Annotated in this window: 13 protein-coding genes; 8 read left to right on the top strand and 5 right to left on the bottom strand. The window is 61.9% G+C overall.

Annotated features, from left to right (window positions below; all coding sequences use genetic code 11):
- The first annotated feature begins 86 nt into the window (after positions 1-86).
- Positions 87-1,949, top strand: a complete 1,863-nt coding sequence (locus EI545_RS20770) for a sigma-54-dependent Fis family transcriptional regulator (protein ID WP_125327865.1) — start codon at positions 87-89, stop codon at positions 1,947-1,949.
- On the opposite strand, the gene EI545_RS20765 is transcribed toward EI545_RS20770, so the two are convergent.
- The 5 genes from EI545_RS20765 to EI545_RS20745 all read right to left on the bottom strand — a co-directional run bounded on the left by EI545_RS20765 (position 1,922) and on the right by EI545_RS20745 (position 5,323).
- Positions 1,922-2,722, bottom strand: coding sequence for a 2OG-Fe(II) oxygenase (locus tag EI545_RS20765; protein ID WP_164517416.1), 801 nt, complete (start codon positions 2,720-2,722; stop codon positions 1,922-1,924). The genes EI545_RS20770 and EI545_RS20765 overlap by 28 nt on opposite strands.
- An 82-nt stretch (positions 2,723-2,804) precedes the next feature.
- The gene (locus tag EI545_RS20760; protein WP_164517415.1) at positions 2,805-3,746 is read right to left on the bottom strand and encodes an MBL fold metallo-hydrolase; all 942 of its coding nucleotides are present in this window, start codon (positions 3,744-3,746) and stop codon (positions 2,805-2,807) included.
- 18 nt (positions 3,747-3,764) lie between these two features.
- Positions 3,765-4,064: a hypothetical protein gene (locus EI545_RS20755; RefSeq protein ID WP_125327862.1), complete on the bottom strand. Its 300-nt coding sequence runs from the start codon at positions 4,062-4,064 to the stop codon at positions 3,765-3,767.
- 78 nt (positions 4,065-4,142) lie between these two features.
- Positions 4,143-4,430 (bottom strand): aldehyde dehydrogenase family protein, encoded by a 288-nt coding sequence (locus EI545_RS20750; protein WP_164517414.1) that lies wholly within the window; start codon positions 4,428-4,430, stop codon positions 4,143-4,145.
- 596 nt (positions 4,431-5,026) lie between these two features.
- On the bottom strand, positions 5,027-5,323 hold the full coding sequence (locus EI545_RS20745; RefSeq protein WP_125327860.1) for a hypothetical protein: 297 nt from the start codon (positions 5,321-5,323) through the stop codon (positions 5,027-5,029).
- A 177-nt stretch (positions 5,324-5,500) separates the two neighbouring features.
- Here EI545_RS20745 and EI545_RS20740 point away from each other — a divergent pair, with 177 nt between their 5' ends.
- From EI545_RS20740 to EI545_RS20710, 7 genes are all read left to right on the top strand, one after another.
- Entirely contained in the window at positions 5,501-9,862 is a 4,362-nt protein-coding gene (locus EI545_RS20740; RefSeq protein WP_125327859.1) for a strawberry notch family protein, read from the top strand.
- A gap of 3 nt (positions 9,863-9,865) precedes the next feature.
- A complete protein-coding gene (locus EI545_RS20735) occupies positions 9,866-10,897 on the top strand; it encodes a DUF7146 domain-containing protein (RefSeq protein WP_125327858.1) in 1,032 nt (343 codons plus the stop codon).
- A 364-nt stretch (positions 10,898-11,261) separates the two neighbouring features.
- Complete coding sequence (locus tag EI545_RS20730; RefSeq protein WP_125327857.1) at positions 11,262-12,194, top strand: DUF2493 domain-containing protein; 933 nt, start codon at positions 11,262-11,264, stop codon at positions 12,192-12,194.
- Positions 12,195-12,278: 84 nt separating this feature from the next.
- A complete protein-coding gene (locus EI545_RS20725) occupies positions 12,279-12,539 on the top strand; it encodes a WGR domain-containing protein (protein WP_125327856.1) in 261 nt (86 codons plus the stop codon).
- A gap of 428 nt (positions 12,540-12,967) precedes the next feature.
- The gene (locus EI545_RS20720) at positions 12,968-14,137 is read left to right on the top strand and encodes an IS5 family transposase (RefSeq protein ID WP_125327898.1); all 1,170 of its coding nucleotides are present in this window, start codon (positions 12,968-12,970) and stop codon (positions 14,135-14,137) included.
- 147 nt (positions 14,138-14,284) lie between these two features.
- Positions 14,285-18,127 (top strand): Eco57I restriction-modification methylase domain-containing protein, encoded by a 3,843-nt coding sequence (locus EI545_RS20715; RefSeq protein WP_125327855.1) that lies wholly within the window; start codon positions 14,285-14,287, stop codon positions 18,125-18,127.
- Positions 18,124-19,161: an SIR2 family protein gene (locus tag EI545_RS20710; RefSeq protein ID WP_125327854.1), complete on the top strand. Its 1,038-nt coding sequence runs from the start codon at positions 18,124-18,126 to the stop codon at positions 19,159-19,161. The genes EI545_RS20715 and EI545_RS20710 overlap by 4 nt, the downstream gene beginning before the upstream one ends.
- Position 19,162 lies beyond the last annotated feature (1 nt).

Genomic DNA, 19,162 nt, shown 5'->3' with positions numbered 1-19,162 from the left:
GTCGCCTGCGAATCGGTTGGCGCGTTGACAAAACGGCTCTGGCCACTTAGCCAAAAGGGGGGTCAGCCTGGGGAGGAGGACCGACAATGTCACATCAAAGCGCGGCGCTGTCGCGCGCTCGCATGATGCTTGAATCGCAAGGGCGGTTTCCGGGCGGCGCATTGCCGGGTGATATCTCTGATAGCTGGCTGCGCAGTCTTGGGTTCGGCCTTGATCCGCTGGCGCGCAGCGAGGGTCTGGTTCTTACCGACACAGCCTTTCGCGCCAGCCGCGCGGACCACGCCGACCTGATCCATTTCGCCCGGCCAGAGCTGGAATTGCTGTTCGACCAGATCGCCGGGTCAAATTTTATGATCGCGCTTGGATCGCCCGATGGGGTGGTGCTGGACACGCTGACCGACGGTCAGTTCGCCGATACTGATGCAGGGCGAGCCGTCATTGCGGGGTCGGTCTGGACAGAAGCGACACGGGGTACGAACGCCTTGGGTCTGTGCATCATCAACCGCGCTCCGACGCAGATTTACGGTGGCGAACATTTCCTGCGCGCGCATGGCGATGTTAGTTGCATTTCGGCCCCGATCTTTGACGGGCGAGGTGGTCTGGCGGGGGTGCTGGATGCGTCATCAGGGTCCACGATCCGGCAGCAACATACGGCGGCGCTGGTGCAGATGTCGGCGAGCAACATAGAAAACAGCCTAATTCGCGCCACACATGACCGGATGATCGTTTTGCAGTTCCACCCAAGACCGGAATATCTGGGTACGCTGTCGGTGGGCATGCTGGTGCTGGATGAAGAGTTTCGGATCCATGCCGTGAACCGGCGGGGCGAGATGTTTCTGACCGGGTTCAAAAACCTGCTATCCGAACGGTTTGACCGGCTGTTCGACCGGCAGTTCGAGGATATTGCGCAGCGCCTGCTGCAGGGCGAAACCCTGCGCCTGCGTGACAGAATGGGGTCGGGTGTGTCGATGCGCTGCGTTGCAAACCGCGCAAGCTTCGCGCTGGCGGGGCGGCAAAGCCCGGTGGTGTCGATGCCCGCCAAACCTGTTGCTGTCGCAGACCGCGAAGCCGACCCGTTCCGCGAGATCGTGCTGGATGACCCCGCCCTACGCCGCGCGCTGTCCGGCCTGCCGGATGCGGCGCGCAACGGCCAGCCAATCTGCCTGATCGGGCAAAGTGGTACGGGCAAAGAAACCTATGCCCGCATTGCCCATGCCATCGCGCGGAAGGGCAAGCCGTTCGTGGCGGTGGATGCAGCCACTTTGAATGCCACGCAGGCAGTCACAACACTGCTGGGACAGACGGAAAGCACGGGCCTTTTGGCCGAGGCGGTAGGGGGCAGCCTGTATCTTGGGGACATGACGGCCCTTGCCGGACCCTTGCAGTTGGTCATCGCTCGGCTGCTGGAACAGGGCGAATATCGCCATCCGATGACCGGCGCGCTTGTGCGGCCCGATGTCCTGTTCTTGCTCGGCGCGACCACTGCCCCGGCTGCGGCTGACCTTGTCCCACAACTGCGCTATGCAGCGATGGGGACGGTAATTACCCTGCCATTGTTGAACGACCGCAGTGATCTGCCCGCGCTCGCATTGCGCTTTGCGCGGGCAGCACGCGCTGATGCCACGCTTGGGCGAGGGGTCGCAGACCTTCTGGCGGCACATGATTGGCCGGGTAACCTGCGCGAATTGCGGGCGGCGATGGCCCAAGCCGCGGGGCGGCGCCAGAGCGGGCCTGTGCAGATGGCGGATTTCGCAGGCCTGCTGGTCAATAGGTCAACCCCTGCTATTCAACATGCCTGTGCCAGTTGTAAAGGCGTGCAGTGGAAGGCCGATCAGTGCCTTGCCGTGCGTGCGGCCGTGCGCCGCCACGACGGCAACGTAACCCGTGCGGCGCAGGAACTGGGCATGTCGCGCACCACGGTCTACAAGCACCTTGGTGCTTCGAACTGACCGGCTGCAACTGATTGCAGATCATACATGACGTTGATGCGCGCCACATATTTGCTGGTACCCGCGCCCAGCCGTGCGCCTGCATGCAACACTGACGCCCGGTTCTGCCCGTGGCGAAAGAACAGAGCCCGCCCGGTGTGGGGGGTGATGGTGGCCCCGGCTTCGCCCTTGTCGTAAAGCACCGTTTCGCCGCCGATGATGCCATCCTCGGAACCGTTCAGGTACAATAGCATCGTCAGCATCGAATGGGTGCCGCGCCATTGCGCCATGCCCGTTCCGTCTGTCGAAAGCCCGAATCCCGGCCAGTCGCCATCGGTATGCAGGTTAAATTCATCCCCGATATCGTAACGGTACATGTTGATCCGCTGGCTAAGACGCGGTGACAGTGCGCGCCCTTCAAGCGTCGCGGGAAGCAAGGATTTCATGCGGCGGTGCAGTTCCGCCATGGCCGCCTCGGGCGCAATCCAGTGCACGGTCTTGTTGCGGCGCATGCCCGGCGGGGTCTGAATGCCGGGGGCGGCATCGCGGTAGCCCAGACTTTCGGTCAGGTCGATGAACCGCGCGGCCTCGGCGCGGGTGATCACGTCTTCCATCAGAAAGGCCAGCTTTTCACCCAATGGCACGGCGTCAAGCCGTGTTTCGGGTGCGTCGGCTGGGTCCAGCAGGCCCGGCGCGTCACAGGCCCAGATCGGCGTGCCCTCTTCAAAACCGCCTTCGGGCAAGGTGCCGGTCAAGCGGGCGACAACGCGGGAATCAACGGCAAGCTGGGTCATGATGTCGGGAACTTTCGGGGCATGAGGCGGGAAGATCGGGCGGATGGAAGGGGATATCCCCATCCATCCGTTTTGTTTGGGATCAGACCCAATCAGCCGGCAGATAGACAAAGCCGCTGTCCTTGGCCTTGAATTTGCCAAAGCCGGGGAAGTTGACATGGGTGAACGCCGTCAGGATGCCATCGGCGGCTGCCATTTCCAACAGTTTGCGGCGCGACTGCGCCGCAAGGGTGGCATCGGTATCAAACCCGAAACCGGCCTCAGGCACCGCCGTGTGGATGGCGATGTTGTGCAGCGTGTCGCCCATGATCATCATCTGCTGGTCACCGCTGGCAATGTGCAGCACCGAATGACCCATCGTATGGCCAGGCGCGTGCTTCAGCGTCAGGCCGGGGAACACCTCACTTTCGGCCACTTGCCGCGTGCGGTCGGCATAGGCGCCAAGCGTGCGACGGGCGGATTCGAACAGGCCCTTGGCACTGTCGGGGGCTTGAGCCAGGATCGCGTCATCGCCCCAGAACTTCATCTCGGCTTCATGGATGACGATCTCGGCATTCGGGAAGACCGCTTTGCCTTCCGCGTCCACCAGCCCCTCGGCGTGATCGGGGTGAGCGTGGGTCAGGATCACGCCGTCGATCTGGTCGGGCGTGATGCCAACGGCGGTCAGGTTGGCCAGCGTATTGCCAAGGCCGGGGCCGAAAAGCTGTGCGCCTCCAAGACCTGCATCGACCAGATAGGTCCCGCTTTCCGTGTTCACGACGAAGGTGTTGATCGGCGTTTCCAGCGTGGAATCTTGTCCGACCGACTCCAGGATAGCGGCCATATTGGCGGGATCGACGCCCGAGAAGTAATCAGGGCTCAGCGCCAGAACGCCGTCTAAAAGCGCTGTCACCTCAGTAGTGCCGACTTTGACACGGTGAAAGCTGGGCAGGGTCACACCAAGCGGCGCGCGGGCAAAAGCGGGGAGTGCGGCACTTGTGCCAAAGGCGGCGCCCGTCAGGGCGAAGGAGCGACGTGACAACATCAGATACCCTTTCATATATCAAATAACGGCGGATTTCCGTGGGTCGTAATCGGATGTCTCCGCCGGTCCTTTAGCGCAGTTTGGCACAACGAGTATGACCTGATCAGCGAACGCAATGAACAGGCACTGTGCGCTTTTCTGTGATTGAATAATGACCAGCGAATATTCAGCAACAATATCAATGTGAAGCAGCAATGCAACGCGCTGCATTCTGACCGTTGTCATCCCGAAGTGTGAATAGTGGTGGATCGCCTCGATGCCCTTTTTGCGGCCATATTCATTGTTTTTGTGGACGCCAAAGGGCGTTTGCAACGACACCGTATTCTAGACCTTGATGAGACACTGCCCTGCCTTTACCCGGACGGCCACGCGCAGGCCACGACTGATAGTGCGGGTTCACAGCGCGCCAATCAGGCCATGGTCGCTGCCATTGGCGATACGGCTCGCATTATGGTCGGTGTCAAAGGGGATGAGCACGCCCACTGGGCCGAATGCCTCTTCGAGGGCCACGCGCATATCGTTGATCACATCAGCATAGACTGCCGGGGCGATGTCGAAGCCGCCGTCCTGCCCTGTGATCGTGGCAGCTGCGCCACCAGTAATCAACTTGGCCCCGTCCAATTTCGCCACGTCGAAGAACGCCCGCACCCGGCCAAACTGCTGTGGTGTGATGGTCGGCCCCAAGTGTTTCGCCGGGCACAAGTGCCTCGGCCACGCGCTTTACCGCCGTCACGAACGTCGGATACTCTGCGCGCCGCATAGAATGCCGCGTGCCCGCCTAACAGACCTGCCCTGCATTCAGAGTGAAATTCTTCACCGCCCCGGTCGCGGCAATGTCAGGGTCGGCATCGGCAAAGATGAAGTTGGCCGATTTTTCCACAGGTCCAGCGTCAGGGGGATGATCTGATCAGCCGCGATTTACCTGCCGACGCGGTCCAAGCCGACAGGCCCGGTAAGGGCCATGTTGGTGTAGACTTCCAATCGCATGTGCCGAAAATCAGCCTTTGATGAACCCGACCAACACCCCATTTGACGCTGAATCTGCATAGGTGCACCACGCACACAACCCTTTCTCTCGATGAAGATGTCCTGCTTTTAGCCAAGGCAATCGCGGGTCAACAGGGGTGCTACTTTTGGAAAGGTGGTTTCCGGGTTTGCGCGGCGTTCCTTGCAACGACCTGTCTCCCGGGCCAAACGCAAGGGCATCCCACTGCTGGCATCACATCTCGACTTCGAGTACATCTAACAGAGCACAGTTGCCGCTCGTCTGAGATGCTCGATCACCTGTTCCCGTCGATCCACTTCGACATCAGCCCTTTGTCGCGGAAGCACTCGTCCGGGACGGCGCGGCGTTTGATCCGCGCGAGTTTCTCCGCGAAGGCTACCTGCTTCGACGTGGGCAGCCGATCCATTTCGGATACCGGCTTCAGCTGGGCCTGTGCCTCGATCCAGGCGCTCAGGGACCGGCGGTCCTGCTGAACCTCCCACGGCAGAAGGGTCTGGTTGCGCAAGGCGAGGGACCGCGCATAGGCGATCTGCTTGGGCGTTGCGGGCAAGTCGTATGTGGTGCTGTCCATCGGGAAACTCCCTTACTGGCTTGATCCCCAATATAGAACATAACAGGAACAAAATCAAGCCAAGCGTCCGGGACGCGTCGGCTCGAGAGGAAGAGGGGGGCCGGGGAAGATCAGGCCTGAGGGTGCCCGAGAGAGGGTGTCCGGGGCTGGTCCTGTCCCTCATTCCGGAGTTCCCCGATGACCTATCTCGCTGCTGTCGCGCCTCCAGTTCCTGTTCCATCTCGCGATCCCGCGCCCGCGATCCTCGCCGTGGCCGAGGTGCTGCAGCCCGATCTCGCCCAAGGCTTCCAGATCGACGCGCTGCGTCTGCGCCTCGAGATGGAACGCGCCTTTGGCGGCTCCGATGCCGATGGTGCCTGGGACTGGAAGCTTGCCTATGAGGCGGGCGAGGTGGCGCTGGTCATCTTCCTGCGGAAGTTCGGCCGTGCGCTGCTCGCCCGTGCGGGATCGCCTTCGGCACTGCTGCCGATCCTCGCCAAGGTCGCGGACCTCTTGCCCACGCATACCCGGCGTTCGGAGGAGATGGAGCGCTTCCAGCAATTCTCGACGCCGTTGCCCATGGGGCTCGCGGCGCTCACTGCTGCGCAGATCACGCCGCGTGACCTGGTCCTCGAGCCTTCGGCCGGGACCGGCCTTCTGGCGATCCTCGCGGAAATCGCCGGCGGCAGCCTCGCGCTGAACGAGTTGGCAGACACCCGCGCCGATCTTCTGCGTCTTCTCTTTCCAGGGCGCGCCGCCACCACCTTTGATGCCGCACAGATCGACGATCATCTGGACGCAGGCCTTCGCCCGAGCGTCATCCTGATGAACCCGCCATTTTCGGCGGTTGCACATGTCGATGGTCGGACGACCGAGGCGACGGCCCGGCATCTGCGCTCGGCGCTTGCGCGCCTTGTGCCCGGTGGTCGGCTCGTGGCCATCACCGGGGCCAACTTCGCGCCCGATGCGCCCGCCTGGGCGGAAACCTTCGCCCGCCTGACCGAGTCTGCCCATCTGGTCTTCACCGGCGCTGTGTCGGGCGCTGCTTTCGCCAAGCACGGGACCAGCTTCGAGACCCGGATCTCGGTCTTCGACAAATGCCGCGGCGGCGAGCCGGGCGGCATCACAGCCGATCTGGCACGCCCGATTTCGCCGGATGTGGCCCACCTCCTTGCCCGGATCACCGCCGAGGTCCCGCAACGCCTCGAGTTGGATGCGGGTGTGGGCGCATGCTCCCAGCCCATTTCCTCTTTCCGGGGAATTCCGGGCCGTTCCTCCGGCCTCACCGCTCGACCCTCGCGGTCAACGGCGTCGGCCAGGATGGATGCGCATGTCACCACGCCCGATGCCGAGGACCTTGCATACACCCTGCGCGAGACGGCGGACGACATCGGCGCTTCGCGCCTTTCCGAAGCGATCTACGAGACCTTCCGCCTGCAGGCCATCGACATCCCCGGCGCGGCACCGCACCCGACCAAACTGGTGCAGTCTACGGCCATGGCGTCCGTCTCGCCGCCGAAACCCAGCTACCGCCCCAAGCTGCCGCCAGCCGTCCTGCACGACGGCCTGCTCTCTGATGCGCAGCTTGAAACCGTGATCTACGCAGGCGAGGCGCATGGCGCGTATCTCGCCGGATCGTGGACCGTCGATGAAACTGGCGACATGGTCTCGGCCGCGCCTGACGATGCCGCGGACGCCGTCCGCTTCCGCCGCGGCTTCTTCCTTGGCGATGGCACGGGCGCGGGCAAGGGCCGCCAATCGGCCGGGATTGTGCTCGACAACTGGGCCCAAGGTCGCCGCAAGGCGCTCTGGATCTCGAAGAGCGACAAGCTTCTCGAGGACGCGCAGCGCGACTGGTCGGCGCTTGGCCAAGAGCGGCTGTTGGTGACGCCCCTCTCGCGCTTTGCGCAATGCCGCGACATCCCGCTCACTCAGGGCATCCTCTTCACCACCTACGCCACCCTGCGCTCCGAAGAGCGGGGCGCCAAGAAATCCCGCGTCGACCAGATCGTCGACTGGCTTGGGGCGGATTTCGACGGGGTGATCCTGTTCGATGAAAGCCATGCCATGGCGAATGCCGCCGGATCGAAGGGCGAGCGCGGTGACACCGAGGCCTCGCAGCAGGGCAGGGCGGGCCTGCGGCTGCAACACAAGCTGCCCAATGCCCGCGTGGTCTATGTCTCGGCCACCGGCGCCACGGCCGTGCACAACCTTGCCTATGCGCAAAGGCTCGGCCTTTGGGGTGGGGAAGATTTCCCCTTCGCGACGCGGGCGGAATTCGTCGAGGCTATCGAGGCAGGCGGCGTCGCGGCGATGGAGGTCCTCGCCCGCGACCTGCGGTCGCTCGGCCTCTATACCGCCCGGTCGCTTTCCTATGATGGCGTCGAATACGAGATTCTCGAACACGCGCTGACCCCCGAGCAGCGCGGCATCTACGATGCCTACGCCGGGGCCTTCGCCATCATCCACAACAACCTCGCAGCTGCGATGGAGGCGGCCAACATCACGTGCGATCGTGGAACGCTGAACCGCCAGGCCAAATCCGCCGCGCGGTCTGCCTTCGAGTCCGCCAAGCAGCGCTTCTTCGGCCATATGCTGACCTCAATGAAAACCCCCACCCTGATCGCCGCCATCGAGGCCGACCTGGCCGCAGGCCATGCGGCCGTCATCCAGATCGTCTCGACCGGCGAGGCGCTGATGGAGCGGCGGCTGTCGGAGATCCCGACCGAGGAGTGGAACGACATCCGCGTCGACATCACCCCGCGGGAATATGTCCTGGACTACCTCGCCCATTCCTTCCCGGTGCAGCTTTATGAGCCCTTCACCGACAGCGAAGGCAATCTGTCCTCCCGGCCCGTCGTGCGAGATGGCCAGCCGGTCGAATGTCGCGAGGCAGCTCGTAGACGTGACGCCCTGATCGAAAAACTGGCGTCATTACCGCCCGTGCCGGGGGCGCTCGACCAGATCGTCCAGCGCTTCGGCACCGATCTCGTGGCCGAGGTCACGGGCCGGTCGCGCCGCATCGTGCGCAAGGGCGAGGGTCCTGCGGCGCGGCTCGTCGTGGAAAGCCGGGCGGGGTCTGCCAACCTCGCGGAAACCGCTGCCTTCATGGATGACCAGAAGCGCATCTTGATCTTCTCCGATGCTGGGGGCACGGGCCGCAGCTATCACGCCGATCTAGGCGCCAAGAACCAGCGCCTGCGGGTCCACTACCTTCTGGAGCCCGGTTGGAAAGCCGATGCGGCCATCCAGGGTCTGGGCCGCACCAACCGCACCAATCAGGCGCAGCCGCCGCTGTTCCGGCCGGTGGCCACCGATGTGAAAGCGGAGAAGCGGTTTCTTTCGACCATCGCGCGCCGCCTCGACACGCTGGGTGCCATTACACGCGGTCAGCGCCAGACCGGCGGGCAAGGGCTGTTCCGACCCGAGGACAATCTCGAAAGCCCCTATGCCCGCGATGCCCTGCGCCAGCTCTACCGCCACATCTACCGCGGCGATGTGGCGGGATGCTCGCTTGGGGCCTTCGAGGATGCGACGGGGCTCAGCCTGACCGATGAAAACGGTCTGAAGGATGAGCTGCCCCCGATCACCACCTTCCTCAATCGCCTGTTGGCGCTGACGATCGACATGCAGGCCGTGCTGTTCTCGGCCTTCGAGGAATTGCTCGATCAGCGGATCGAAGGCGCCATCGCGGCCGGGGTCTATGACCTTGGACTCGAGACGCTGCGCGCAGAAAGCTTCCGTGTCACGGATGCGCGGGTGATCTACACCCATCCCGGGTCCGGCGCGGAAACCCAACTGCTGACCATCGCGGAAAAGCGCCGCAACACGCCGACCTCCCTCGCGGACGCGCTGGACTGGCTCGATGACCCGAAGGCGCGGCTTCTGGTCAACAGCCGCTCGGGCCGGGCGGCGGTGCAGGTGCCGGCCACCAGCCTGATGCTGGACGACGGCACCATCGAGCCCCGCCTGCGGCTGATCCGGCCGATGGAGACCAGCACCGTCCCAGCCCGGATGATGGAGGAAACCCACTGGCTCGAGGCCGACCGCGCAGCCTTCGCCGCTGCCTGGACTGCGGAACTGGCCGAGGTGCCGGAGTACAGCGAGTCCACGCTGCACATCGTGGCGGGCCTCTTGCTGCCGATCTGGAAGCAGCTTCCCCAAGACGAGACCCGCGTCTACCGGCTGCAGACGGACGATGGTCAGCGCATCATCGGTCGCCGCGTCTCGCCCGCTTGGGTCGCGACAACGCTTGCGGATGACGCGCCGAAGCTTTCGGCCGCGCAGATCCATGCTCTCGTTCTTGAGGGCAAGACCGTCGTGCGGCTGGCCGAGGGGATGGAGTTGCACCGGTCCCGCGTCATGGGCGTTAACCGGATCGAGCTCTCCGGCTTCTCGGAAGCTGCCAAGGATAGGCTCAAAGCCTATGGCTTCTTCTCGGAGATCATCAGTTGGAAGCTGCGCCTGTTCTGCCCAACTGACGCCAGCGGGATCGCGGTACTGGAGCGTCTGCTTGCGCGTTGTCCTGTGACGGGACTACAGGCACGCGGAGGGTGTTGAGCCATGTATTCCGAGACCGAAGATGTGATCCGCGCTCTGGCGGAAAACGCAGAGAGCGTGTGTCGCCATTACCTTCCCGCCGGACGGCGGGAGGGGTCCTACTGGATCGTGGGCGATCTGCAGAACAATCCCGGCCGGTCACTCTTCGTGCGGTTGACCGGGCCTGCCTCGGGGCCCGGTGCGGCAGGCAAGTTTACCGACGGCGCCACGGGCGAGCATGGCGATCTTCTCGACATCATCCGCGAGAGGACCGGGATCTCCCGCTTTCCCGACCTTCTGACCGAGGCCCGGGCGCATCTTGGTCGCCCGCAGCCGGTCTTCCCGGCTCCGCCGTCCCCAAAGAAGGCCAAAGCCCCCGGCGGCACACCCGTGGCGGCGGCGCGTCTGTTCGCAGCCTCGGTGCCGGTCGCAGGTACGCTTGCTGACACCTACCTCCGCTCCCGGGGCCTGACCCAAGGCGGCAGGATGAGCGCCCTTCGCTTTCACCCGAAGTGCTGGCATCGGGATGAGGGCCAGACTCGGAGTCTCCCCAGACCGGCGCTGATCGCCGCAGTCACCGATGGGGCAGGGGCGTTGCAGGGTGTGCATCGTACCTGGCTTGCGCCTGACGGTCAGGGAAAGGCGCGGGTCGAGACGCAGCGGCGTGCCATGGGTCACCTCCTCGGCAATGCCGTCAGGCTGACCCCGCATGACGACATCCTCGTGGTCGGCGAAGGCATCGAGACCATGCTGTCCCTTGTCGAGGCTGTGCCCGGCCTTCCCGTCTGGGCGGCGCTCTCGTCGGGTCACCTCGGGGCTGTCCTGCTGCCGGAGGGGCTTCAGCGCCTCTACATCGCCATCGACCGCGATCCCGCTGGCCAACGCGCGGCAGAGAGGTTGCGCGCCAGAGCAACCGAGGCCGGGATTGCCGTTCGGGTGCTGGAACCGCGGCTCGGGGATTTCAACGATGATCTTCGGGCGAACGGCAAGGAGGCGCTGCGCCAACATCTGGCAGGTCAGTTCGGGCCCGCGGATTGGCATCGCCTGTCAGGCTGATCCGCATCGCGCAAGGTGCGGTCCGGGATAGCGGGGCAGGGGTCACGGATCCCTGGCATGGCTCTGGATCGTCGCTTTGCCTCCTCCCGGGCAGTCTCATCCACCCGTCACCCACACGGCCTTCAAGAGATGGGCAGGCGGCCGTCAAAGGGGCCGCCCCTTCAAGGACGGGGGGCGACTGATTTCCGCCGGCGGCAGAGCCGCCTTTGCATCGCGAAAGACAAATCAGCCGCCCCCCGTCCTCCTTCACATGCGTTCCGGCCCCGAAAGGGGGTGAAGGGGCGTCCCCTCCCACGGCTTTCGCAGCCCATGAAGGCCGCGCGGGATGACGCGCGGACAAGACAGGCCCGGAGGCAAGAAACCAATGACGATCCACACCCACGACGACGCCTATGAACCCGCCCACACCGCATCACAGACCGCCCATGCGCTCGACGAGCTGCAGCTTTATGGCTACCGCCCCTTTGACGAGCCCGATCCGCGCCCGATGCCCGATGGGCAGCGCCTCGCGGTCGCCGTCGCCGACATCTTCGATGCCCTCGTCGCGACCCTAGAAGACACCCGCATGGAACCCGACCTCGAAGAGGTGCTCTGGGGCCAGGTCAACCTCTTCCACCGCGCCACGGCCCGGATCGAGCGGTCGCTCGATGAGAACGAGCAGGCACAGCGCCGACTCCAGCGCGAGCAGGACGGCTCCGAGGTGAAATCCACCGAGCTTGAGCGCCTGACGGCCGAAGGTCTGACACTGATCGAACGGCGCAACTGCATGGACATGATGCGTGATCACGCCGCCACCGAGTTTGTCCATCACACGGGATCGACTTGGCGCCCCCGCACCGGCTCGATGGTGAACCGCCAGCACATGACCGCAGCGCTTATCGACAGCCGCGATTTCCTGGCCGCGAAGCGCCGCGCGGAAACCGAGGTGATGCTGCCCGCTGGCCCCAAGGTCGCCCTCACCGGTGGGACCGACTTCAACGATCACCGCCTGATCTGGGGCAAGCTCGATCAGGTCCGGACCAAGTATCCCGACATGGTCCTTCTCCATGGTGGCAGCCCGAAGGGCGCAGAACTCATCGCCGCCAAATGGGCCGAGGCGAGGGGCGTGACGCAGGTGGCCTTCAAGCCCGACTGGACCAAGCACGCCAAGGCCGCTCCCTTCAAGCGCAACGACGCCATGCTGGACGTGCTGCCGGTGGGTGTCCTCGTCTTCCCGGGCAATGGCATCCAGGAAAACCTCGCCGACAAGGCCAAGAAGCTGGGTATCCCGGTCATGAAGTTCAAGAAGGGGGCGTGAGCCCCCGTTCCCCTCGCGGGGAAATCGAGGTGGAAGCGCAAGCTTCCACCTGATATTGTCAAGAGAACCTCAGTCGATCACTATATGTACCACAGCCCGATCCAGCTCGATGTCTTCCCAACCGACGTGCAGATGCGCCGGATCGATCCGGCGCGCAACTTGCGTCGCTACTATCGGCTGAGTGTGCAACGCGACCTCTTCGGTCGCGCCAGCCTCGTGCGCGAGTGGGGCCGGATCGGCTTTCGGGGGCAGATGATGGTCGAGACGCACCCTGATGAGGGCAAGGCCATCACGGCTTTGATGAAGCTCGCAGGGGCGAAGAAGCGGCGCGGGTACGTCGACTGACCTCTGTGGAGCTTCGCGTTGCTGTCAGTTCGATTTGGGATGCCTTCCTTGGTTACGGCTGCTACCAAGGGGGAAAAGCCGGAGGCGCAGCGTTGACCATTGAGATTACAGGACAGGGGAGTCTCTTTTCGTCAGATTTCTTGACGGAAACCATTCAACAGACACAAGAGTGGCAAAAGTTCTCGTCCAGCGCGTCTTCGAGCTTAGAAGTGAAACTCCGCTCCGCGTTTGACAAGTTTCCGATCAACCAAAACACAAATGAAAGTCAGACTGAGGATGATCTTATCTGGCCGGTCCTTTCTCTTCTCGGTTGGACTGATGCTCTTCGCCAGCAGAATCTGTCTGCTAACAGGCCGCTGAAATAGTCCTGCCTCGACAGTGGTTTGAGAACATGATTCACCCTCGGGACGATAAGGGCGGGGGTTATGATGCGCGGGACGGACGAGATGAGCGGGTCGCTGTTCAGCTATGTCGATCTGAAGGCGCGCATTCCGGCACGGCATCCGCTGCGCAAGATCCGTCAGGTGGTGAACGAGGCGCTGGCCAGCCTGGATAGCGAGTTCGAGGCGCTTTACACCGATTTCGGTCGCCCCTCGATCCCACCGGAACGGCTGATCCGGGCGAGCCTGATCCAGATCCTGTTCTCGGTCCGCTCCGAGCGGCAGTTGATGGAACAGATGCAATACAACCTGCTGTTCCGCTGGTTCGTAGGGCTCGGCATCGACGACGCCGTCTGGGTGCCGACCGTGTTCACCAAGAACCGCGACCGGCTGCTCACGACCGACATGTCGCGCAAGGTGATGGCTGCGATCCTCGCCCACCGCGAAGTCGCGCCGCTCCTGTCGGACGAGCACTTCTCGGTCGACGGCACGATGGTCAAGGCCTGGGCCTCGATGAAAAGCTTCCAGCCGAAGGCGGGAGACACGCCGCCGGATGACGACCCGGGCCGCCCGCCCGGACGCGACGCAACCGATGAAGCTCAGACCGAACCAACCGAAGTCGAAACCACCCCGATGCCCCGCCCAACACGCCAGAGCCGCAATGCAGAAGTCGACTTCCGGGGCGAGAAGCGGTCCAATGCCACCCATGCCTCGACCACCGACCCCGATGCCCGGCTCTACAAGAAGTCCCCCGGCACCGGCGCCATGCTGTGCTTCATGGGTCATGCCCTGATGGAAAACCGCTCCGGTCTGATTGTGCAGGGCGACCTGACGCAGGCCGAGGGTCATGCGGAACGGCGCGCCGCCCTCGACATGATCCATCGCCATTCTCCTGGGTCAACCCGACAGTTGACGCTGGGTGCAGACAAAGGGTTCGACGCGGCCGAGTTTGTCGCCGACCTACGAAAAGCCTGCGTAACCCCGCATGTCGCTCAGAAATCGAGATATTCAGCGATCGACGGTCGCACGACCCGGCACAAGGGTTACGCCCTGTCGATCAAACACCGCAAACGGATCGAAGAGGCCTTCGGCTGGGCCAAGACTGTCGGCGGCATGGCTCAGACCGTCTATCGCGGCCTCGAACTTGTGCGCGCCCGCTTCATCCTCACGATGGCCGCGAACAACCTCGCCCGACTGCCTCGCTTGCTGGCTGCGTGACGATGGAAAACCGCGTCGAACAGGCATGCTTTCCGTGCAGAGACGAACGAAGCCAAACCCGGAGAGCTCCGCCAAAAGGAAACCGTTCCGCGGCGGCGACTTCTTCAGCGACCTGCTAAGGGTCGTGATGACGTTCCTGATGGACTCTTGTTTCAAGACGGTTCGGCCAAAGAGAAAGCCAATAATCACGGACAGGAGTGGAAGCGCTATTCATTTGGCTCGGCCATCGTAGAATCCAAGAGGTGGTTGCGTCCGCTTGATCGGCGATCAGGTAAGCGCGGCGAGGAAACTGCTCCTTCAACGCAAATGCTTCGTTATCTGCGCCGCATCGACGACGTCACCTCCGGGTCTCTTCGTTGGGGAATCCTTACAAACGGCGCAAAGTGGCGTCTCTACTTTTCCGGCGCTCGCTCAGTGTCGGAGCAGTTTCTTGAGCTGGACCTCGCACAAATTCTGAATCTTCCAGGCCATAACGACGGATTATTCAGGCTATCAGACGATGACCGCGTGCACTGGTTGCGTGTCTTCATTCTTATGTTTGGTAGAGAGGCTTTTGCCGCAGTTGGCGCCGAGTCGAAAACCTTCCACGAGCGGGCCATCGCAGAGGGTAAATTTTACGAAAAGCGAGTGTCTGAAGACCTTTCGAAAAAGGTCTTTGAGGAAGTGTTTCCCGATCTTGCGCAAGCGATTGCGAAAGCAGCTCCCGATGCCGCTCTACAAGATGTCAGGCAAGGAGCTTTAATCCTTCTCTACCGGCTTCTATTCATTCTCTATGCGGAGGATCGCGACCTTCTGCCTGTGAAGGACCATAGATACGACGATTATGGTCTCAGAAATCGAGTGCGGCTCGATGTCCGTGATAGGAAGGATCGTGGGGATGTCTTTTCGGACACAGCCGCACGCTACTGGTCGGCTATGTCGGACCTGTTTCTGGCTATCGACAAGGGTGACGCTTCAATTGGGTTACCACCATATAATGGTGGTCTTTTCGATCAAGATCGGACGCCAATACTGACGCGGGTGCGGCTTCCGGATGATGTGATGGCCCGTGTGATTGATGCGCTCTCCTTCGAGCGGACCGAAGACGGCCGAAAGTACATCAATTATCGTAACCTCTCTGTTCAGCAGCTTGGTTCCATCTACGAACGCCTTCTGGAATTCGATATTGCGCGGGATGGAGGCAAGCTGATTGTCCGTCCAAACATCTTTGCGCGAAAAGGATCCGGCAGCTATTACACGCCTGATGACCTCGTGCAGCTTATTCTCACTGAAACACTTGAGCCTCTAATTTCATCCCGCAAAGAGGCCTTTCGTGCCCGCATAGCAGAGCTTGCGACTTCTGACTTGCCGCCACATCGAAAGATCGGCTCTCTCAAGGTTATTGATCCGGCGACTTCGCTTCTAGACCTGAAGGTGGTCGATCCGGCGATGGGATCCGGGCATTTTCTCGTAAGCCTCGTTGACTTCATGGCGGACCAGGTCATTGCCGCGATGGCCGAAGCTGAGGCAGAGGTGCCCGAGGACTGGGGCGACTACGCCTCGCCTTTGGGCGAGCGGATCGACACGATCCGCAACACGATCTTGGCCAACGCCGAGGCGCGTAAGTGGACGATCGACGAGCAGCAGCTCGATGATCGACACGTTATTCGCCGCATGGTTCTCAAACGCTGCATCTACGGCGTCGATAAGAACTTCATGGCAGTCGAACTCGCCAAGGTGGCGTTGTGGTTGCACACATTTACTGTCGGCGCCCCATTGTCGTTCCTCGATCACCATTTGCGCTGCGGAGACAGTCTCTTCGGTTCGTGGGTTCGGGCAGGGATCGACAAGGCAGGAAAATGGGGTAGCCCGCTCTTGCTGCATGATCCAATTCAGCGTGCATTGCGTGCTGCATCCAAGATGCAGATCGTCGAAGGACTGACTGATGCCGAGATCGCGGAGGCGCATCGCTCTGCAGACGTCTTCGCCGAGGTGAAAGACATGACAGCGCCGCTGGACGCGTTGTTGTCCTTCATCCACGCGCTCGACTGGCTGAACCTCAAAGGCAAACCCGTGAGTATGGCGTTGTCGGCCTTCTTCGACGGCGAGTTCGGGGACCCGATTGAAATTGTTATGGGCAAGCGAAGCCTGAAGCGGCCCAAGGAACTTGGAGCCGGCACGAAAAAGCAGATGAGCGCTGCCGAGAAGTTCGATCTGTTTGCTGGCATCTTTTCGCAAGCACAGGAGCTTATAGCTGAAGAGAACTTCCTGAATTGGCAGGTTGCGTTCCCTGGCATCTGGTCGAACTGGGACGCCGAAGGTTTGACCGGTGGCTTCGATGCGGTCATAGGCAACCCGCCTTGGGACCGTATGAAACTTCAACAGGTGGAGTGGTTTGCTGCACGGCGGCCCGAGATCGCGATGGTGCAACGCGCCGCAGACCGGGCTCGGATGATCAAGGCGCTGGAGGCGGCGGGCGATCCACTGGCTGCAGATTTCGCCAAGGCCAACGCGAGGGCAGAGGCCGCCAGTCAGATGGCTCGCAAAGGTGGCGACTATCCCTTGCTGTCGGGCGGTGACACCAACCTGAACTCGCTTTTTGTCGAGCGCGCTGCCCGGATTGTCTCACCAGGTGGTGTTGTGGGCCTCTTGATTCCGTCCGGCATCGCGACCGAGCAGACCTCTCAAGTCTTCTTCTCGCGCTTGATAGAGGGGCAGGCAGCGTCTTGCTACTTCGACTTTTTCAACAAGCGCGCGAGCGGGCCACTGTTCTTCCCGGATGTCTACTACCGCTTCAAGTTCAGCGTTCTGGTGTTTTCGGGCGGCGAGCGGCGGTTTGCAGAATGCCGTTTCGCGACCTTCGTGAGGGACTTGGACGAACTGAACGATCCGGCCAAGGTCTTCACGATGGGTCTGGATCACTTCCGGCTCGTCAACCCGAACAGCATGACCGCACCAGTCTACAAGGCGAGCCGTGACCGCCAGATCGCTACTGCGCTCTACGAGCGCTTGCCCGTCCTGGTGAACCGGTCGGGCGGCAGTGAGGTGAAGGCCTGGCCGGTAAAGTACACGACCCTATTCCACATGGCCAACGACTCCGATCAGTTCCGAACCGTCGAGGAGCTGCAGGAAAAGGAAGGTGCTTGGCCCGAAGGCGGGGGAAGGTGGCGCAGCGCCGCTGGTATTTGGGTGCCGCTGTTCGAGGGCAAGATGGTCCAGGCGTTCGATCATCGTGCGTCGGGCATCACCACGGTGGCCGAGAACCTCTATCGCAGCGGACAGGCCGCTGTCACTTCGGGCGAGCAACGCCACGATCTCGACCATGTCGCGGCTTCACGGTACTATGTCTTGGATAAGGGCGATCTGAACATCGAACTGGCGATCAAGGACGTCACGTCCACGACAAACAGCCGGTCGCTGATCGCTTGTATCATTCCTCCGGTCGGCGCGGGGCATACCTTGCCTGTGCTGCGGTTTGAGATTGCCGACGCTTTGGAACGCGCAACGGCGCAGGCCATTCTAGCTGCGACTCTTAACAGCACGGTGGTCGACTTCGTCGCGCGCACGAAAATCCTGAGCAACCATGCAAGTTGGTATGTGCTTGAACAGTTGCCTGTTGCGCCGCCAGAGGTTTTTCAGAAGACGATGTTTGGAAGCCAAACGGCGGCCGAGGTTATTCGCAACGCAGTGCTAGAATTGACTTACACGGCACATGATCTGGCGCCCTTCGCAAGAGACTTGGGCTACGTCGATGAAGCCGGAAATGTACTTCAGCCGTTCGCCTGGGACGACGCGCGCCGCCTGATGTTGAGGGCAAAACTGGATGCCGTGTTCTTCCATCTGTACGGGATCACCGACCGTGACGAGATCCGCTATATCTACTCGACCTTCCCGATCGTCGAGCGAGAGGAGGGCGAAGCGTTCAACGGACAGTATCGCTCTCGCGAACTTTGCCTGGCTTACATGAATGCGCTCAAGGCCGGCGCACCTGACGCAGAGATCGGCCTATGAGTGATGACCGCACGGTACTTGAGGCGGTCGCCCGCGCAGCGCAAGCCTGCTTCCAGCAACACCCGGTCGTGATCTTGGGCAGCGGGGCTTCTGTTCCACACAAAATAAGAGGAATGGGCGAGCTCGCAACTTTTCTCTTGGAAAATGTCACCGCCTCCGAAGGTCAAGAGGCGGACGCTTGGCTGTTGATCCGCACTGCGTTGGCTAACGGTGATGGGCTTGAGGAAGCACTCTTGAAAACAGCGGCGCCGCCCTCGCTAGTGCAAAAGATCGTAGCGCTGACATGGAAGGCGATTGCGGTAGACGACCTGGGCGTCATGTCGAGGGCCATTCAGGGCGAGGAGACTTTTCACCTGTCTCGGCTAATCCAAGGGATGCTCCGCACGACCCATACGGTTATGAACATCGTCACGCCTAACTATGATCGGGTCGCCGAGTATGCGACTGATATGGTGGGCTACATTCACGCGACCGGCTTCGTTCCTGGCTTTATTCGCACGAGAGAGGGAACCGACGCGGTTACGATCCGGCGGGGTGCACATCCAGCAAGGACAGTCAGAATTTGGAAAGTGCATGGCTCGCTTGATTGGTTTGCAGGCCCGAAAGGTCAAGTTGTTTCCTTGCCTATATCGGCTGAGTTGCCCGATAAATTCGATCCGCTAATCGTGACACCAGGAGTAAGCAAATTCGAGCGAACCCATGATGAGCCTTTCCGCTCAGCAATCCAAGGTGCAGACGCTGCTCTAGAAGCAGCGTCGTCTTTTCTTTGCGTCGGATATGGGTTCCGAGATCGTCATATCCAACCGAAGATCGTTGAAAGGTGCCTACAAAGGAATGTACCCATCGTGATTTTGGCCCGGACGCTGACAGACGAAGCGAAGAACTTCCTCGCTGGGAGCGCAGGGCAAGCTTATTTGGCTCTTGAACGGGACGGCGAAGGCACGCGCATCTACTCTCCGGACCACCCAGCTGGAATTACGGTTGCGCGCTCCGATGTCTGGTCACTGGAAAACTTTAATAATCTAGTTCTGTGAG

Origin of the sequence: Tabrizicola piscis, assembly GCF_003940805.1 — a bacterium.
GTDB lineage: Bacteria > Pseudomonadota > Alphaproteobacteria > Rhodobacterales > Rhodobacteraceae > Tabrizicola > Tabrizicola piscis.
Note: the sequence above shows the minus strand (reverse complement) of the source record. Positions and strands in the feature narration are given on the sequence as shown.

What these genes read in the sequence shown, in the direction of transcription:
- EI545_RS20770 (WP_125327865.1), top strand. Translation starts at nt 87, where the DNA reads ATGTCACATCAAAGCGCGGCGCTGTCGCGCGCTCGCATGATGCTTGAA.
- EI545_RS20765 (WP_164517416.1), bottom strand. Translation starts at nt 2,722, where the DNA reads ATGACCCAGCTTGCCGTTGATTCCCGCGTTGTCGCCCGCTTGACCGGC.
- EI545_RS20760 (WP_164517415.1), bottom strand. Translation starts at nt 3,746, where the DNA reads ATGTTGTCACGTCGCTCCTTCGCCCTGACGGGCGCCGCCTTTGGCACA.
- EI545_RS20745 (WP_125327860.1), bottom strand. Translation starts at nt 5,323, where the DNA reads ATGGACAGCACCACATACGACTTGCCCGCAACGCCCAAGCAGATCGCC.
- EI545_RS20740 (WP_125327859.1), top strand. Translation starts at nt 5,501, where the DNA reads ATGACCTATCTCGCTGCTGTCGCGCCTCCAGTTCCTGTTCCATCTCGC.
- EI545_RS20735 (WP_125327858.1), top strand. Translation starts at nt 9,866, where the DNA reads ATGTATTCCGAGACCGAAGATGTGATCCGCGCTCTGGCGGAAAACGCA.
- EI545_RS20730 (WP_125327857.1), top strand. Translation starts at nt 11,262, where the DNA reads ATGACGATCCACACCCACGACGACGCCTATGAACCCGCCCACACCGCA.
- EI545_RS20725 (WP_125327856.1), top strand. Translation starts at nt 12,279, where the DNA reads ATGTACCACAGCCCGATCCAGCTCGATGTCTTCCCAACCGACGTGCAG.
- EI545_RS20720 (WP_125327898.1), top strand. Translation starts at nt 12,968, where the DNA reads ATGCGCGGGACGGACGAGATGAGCGGGTCGCTGTTCAGCTATGTCGAT.
- EI545_RS20710 (WP_125327854.1), top strand. Translation starts at nt 18,124, where the DNA reads ATGAGTGATGACCGCACGGTACTTGAGGCGGTCGCCCGCGCAGCGCAA.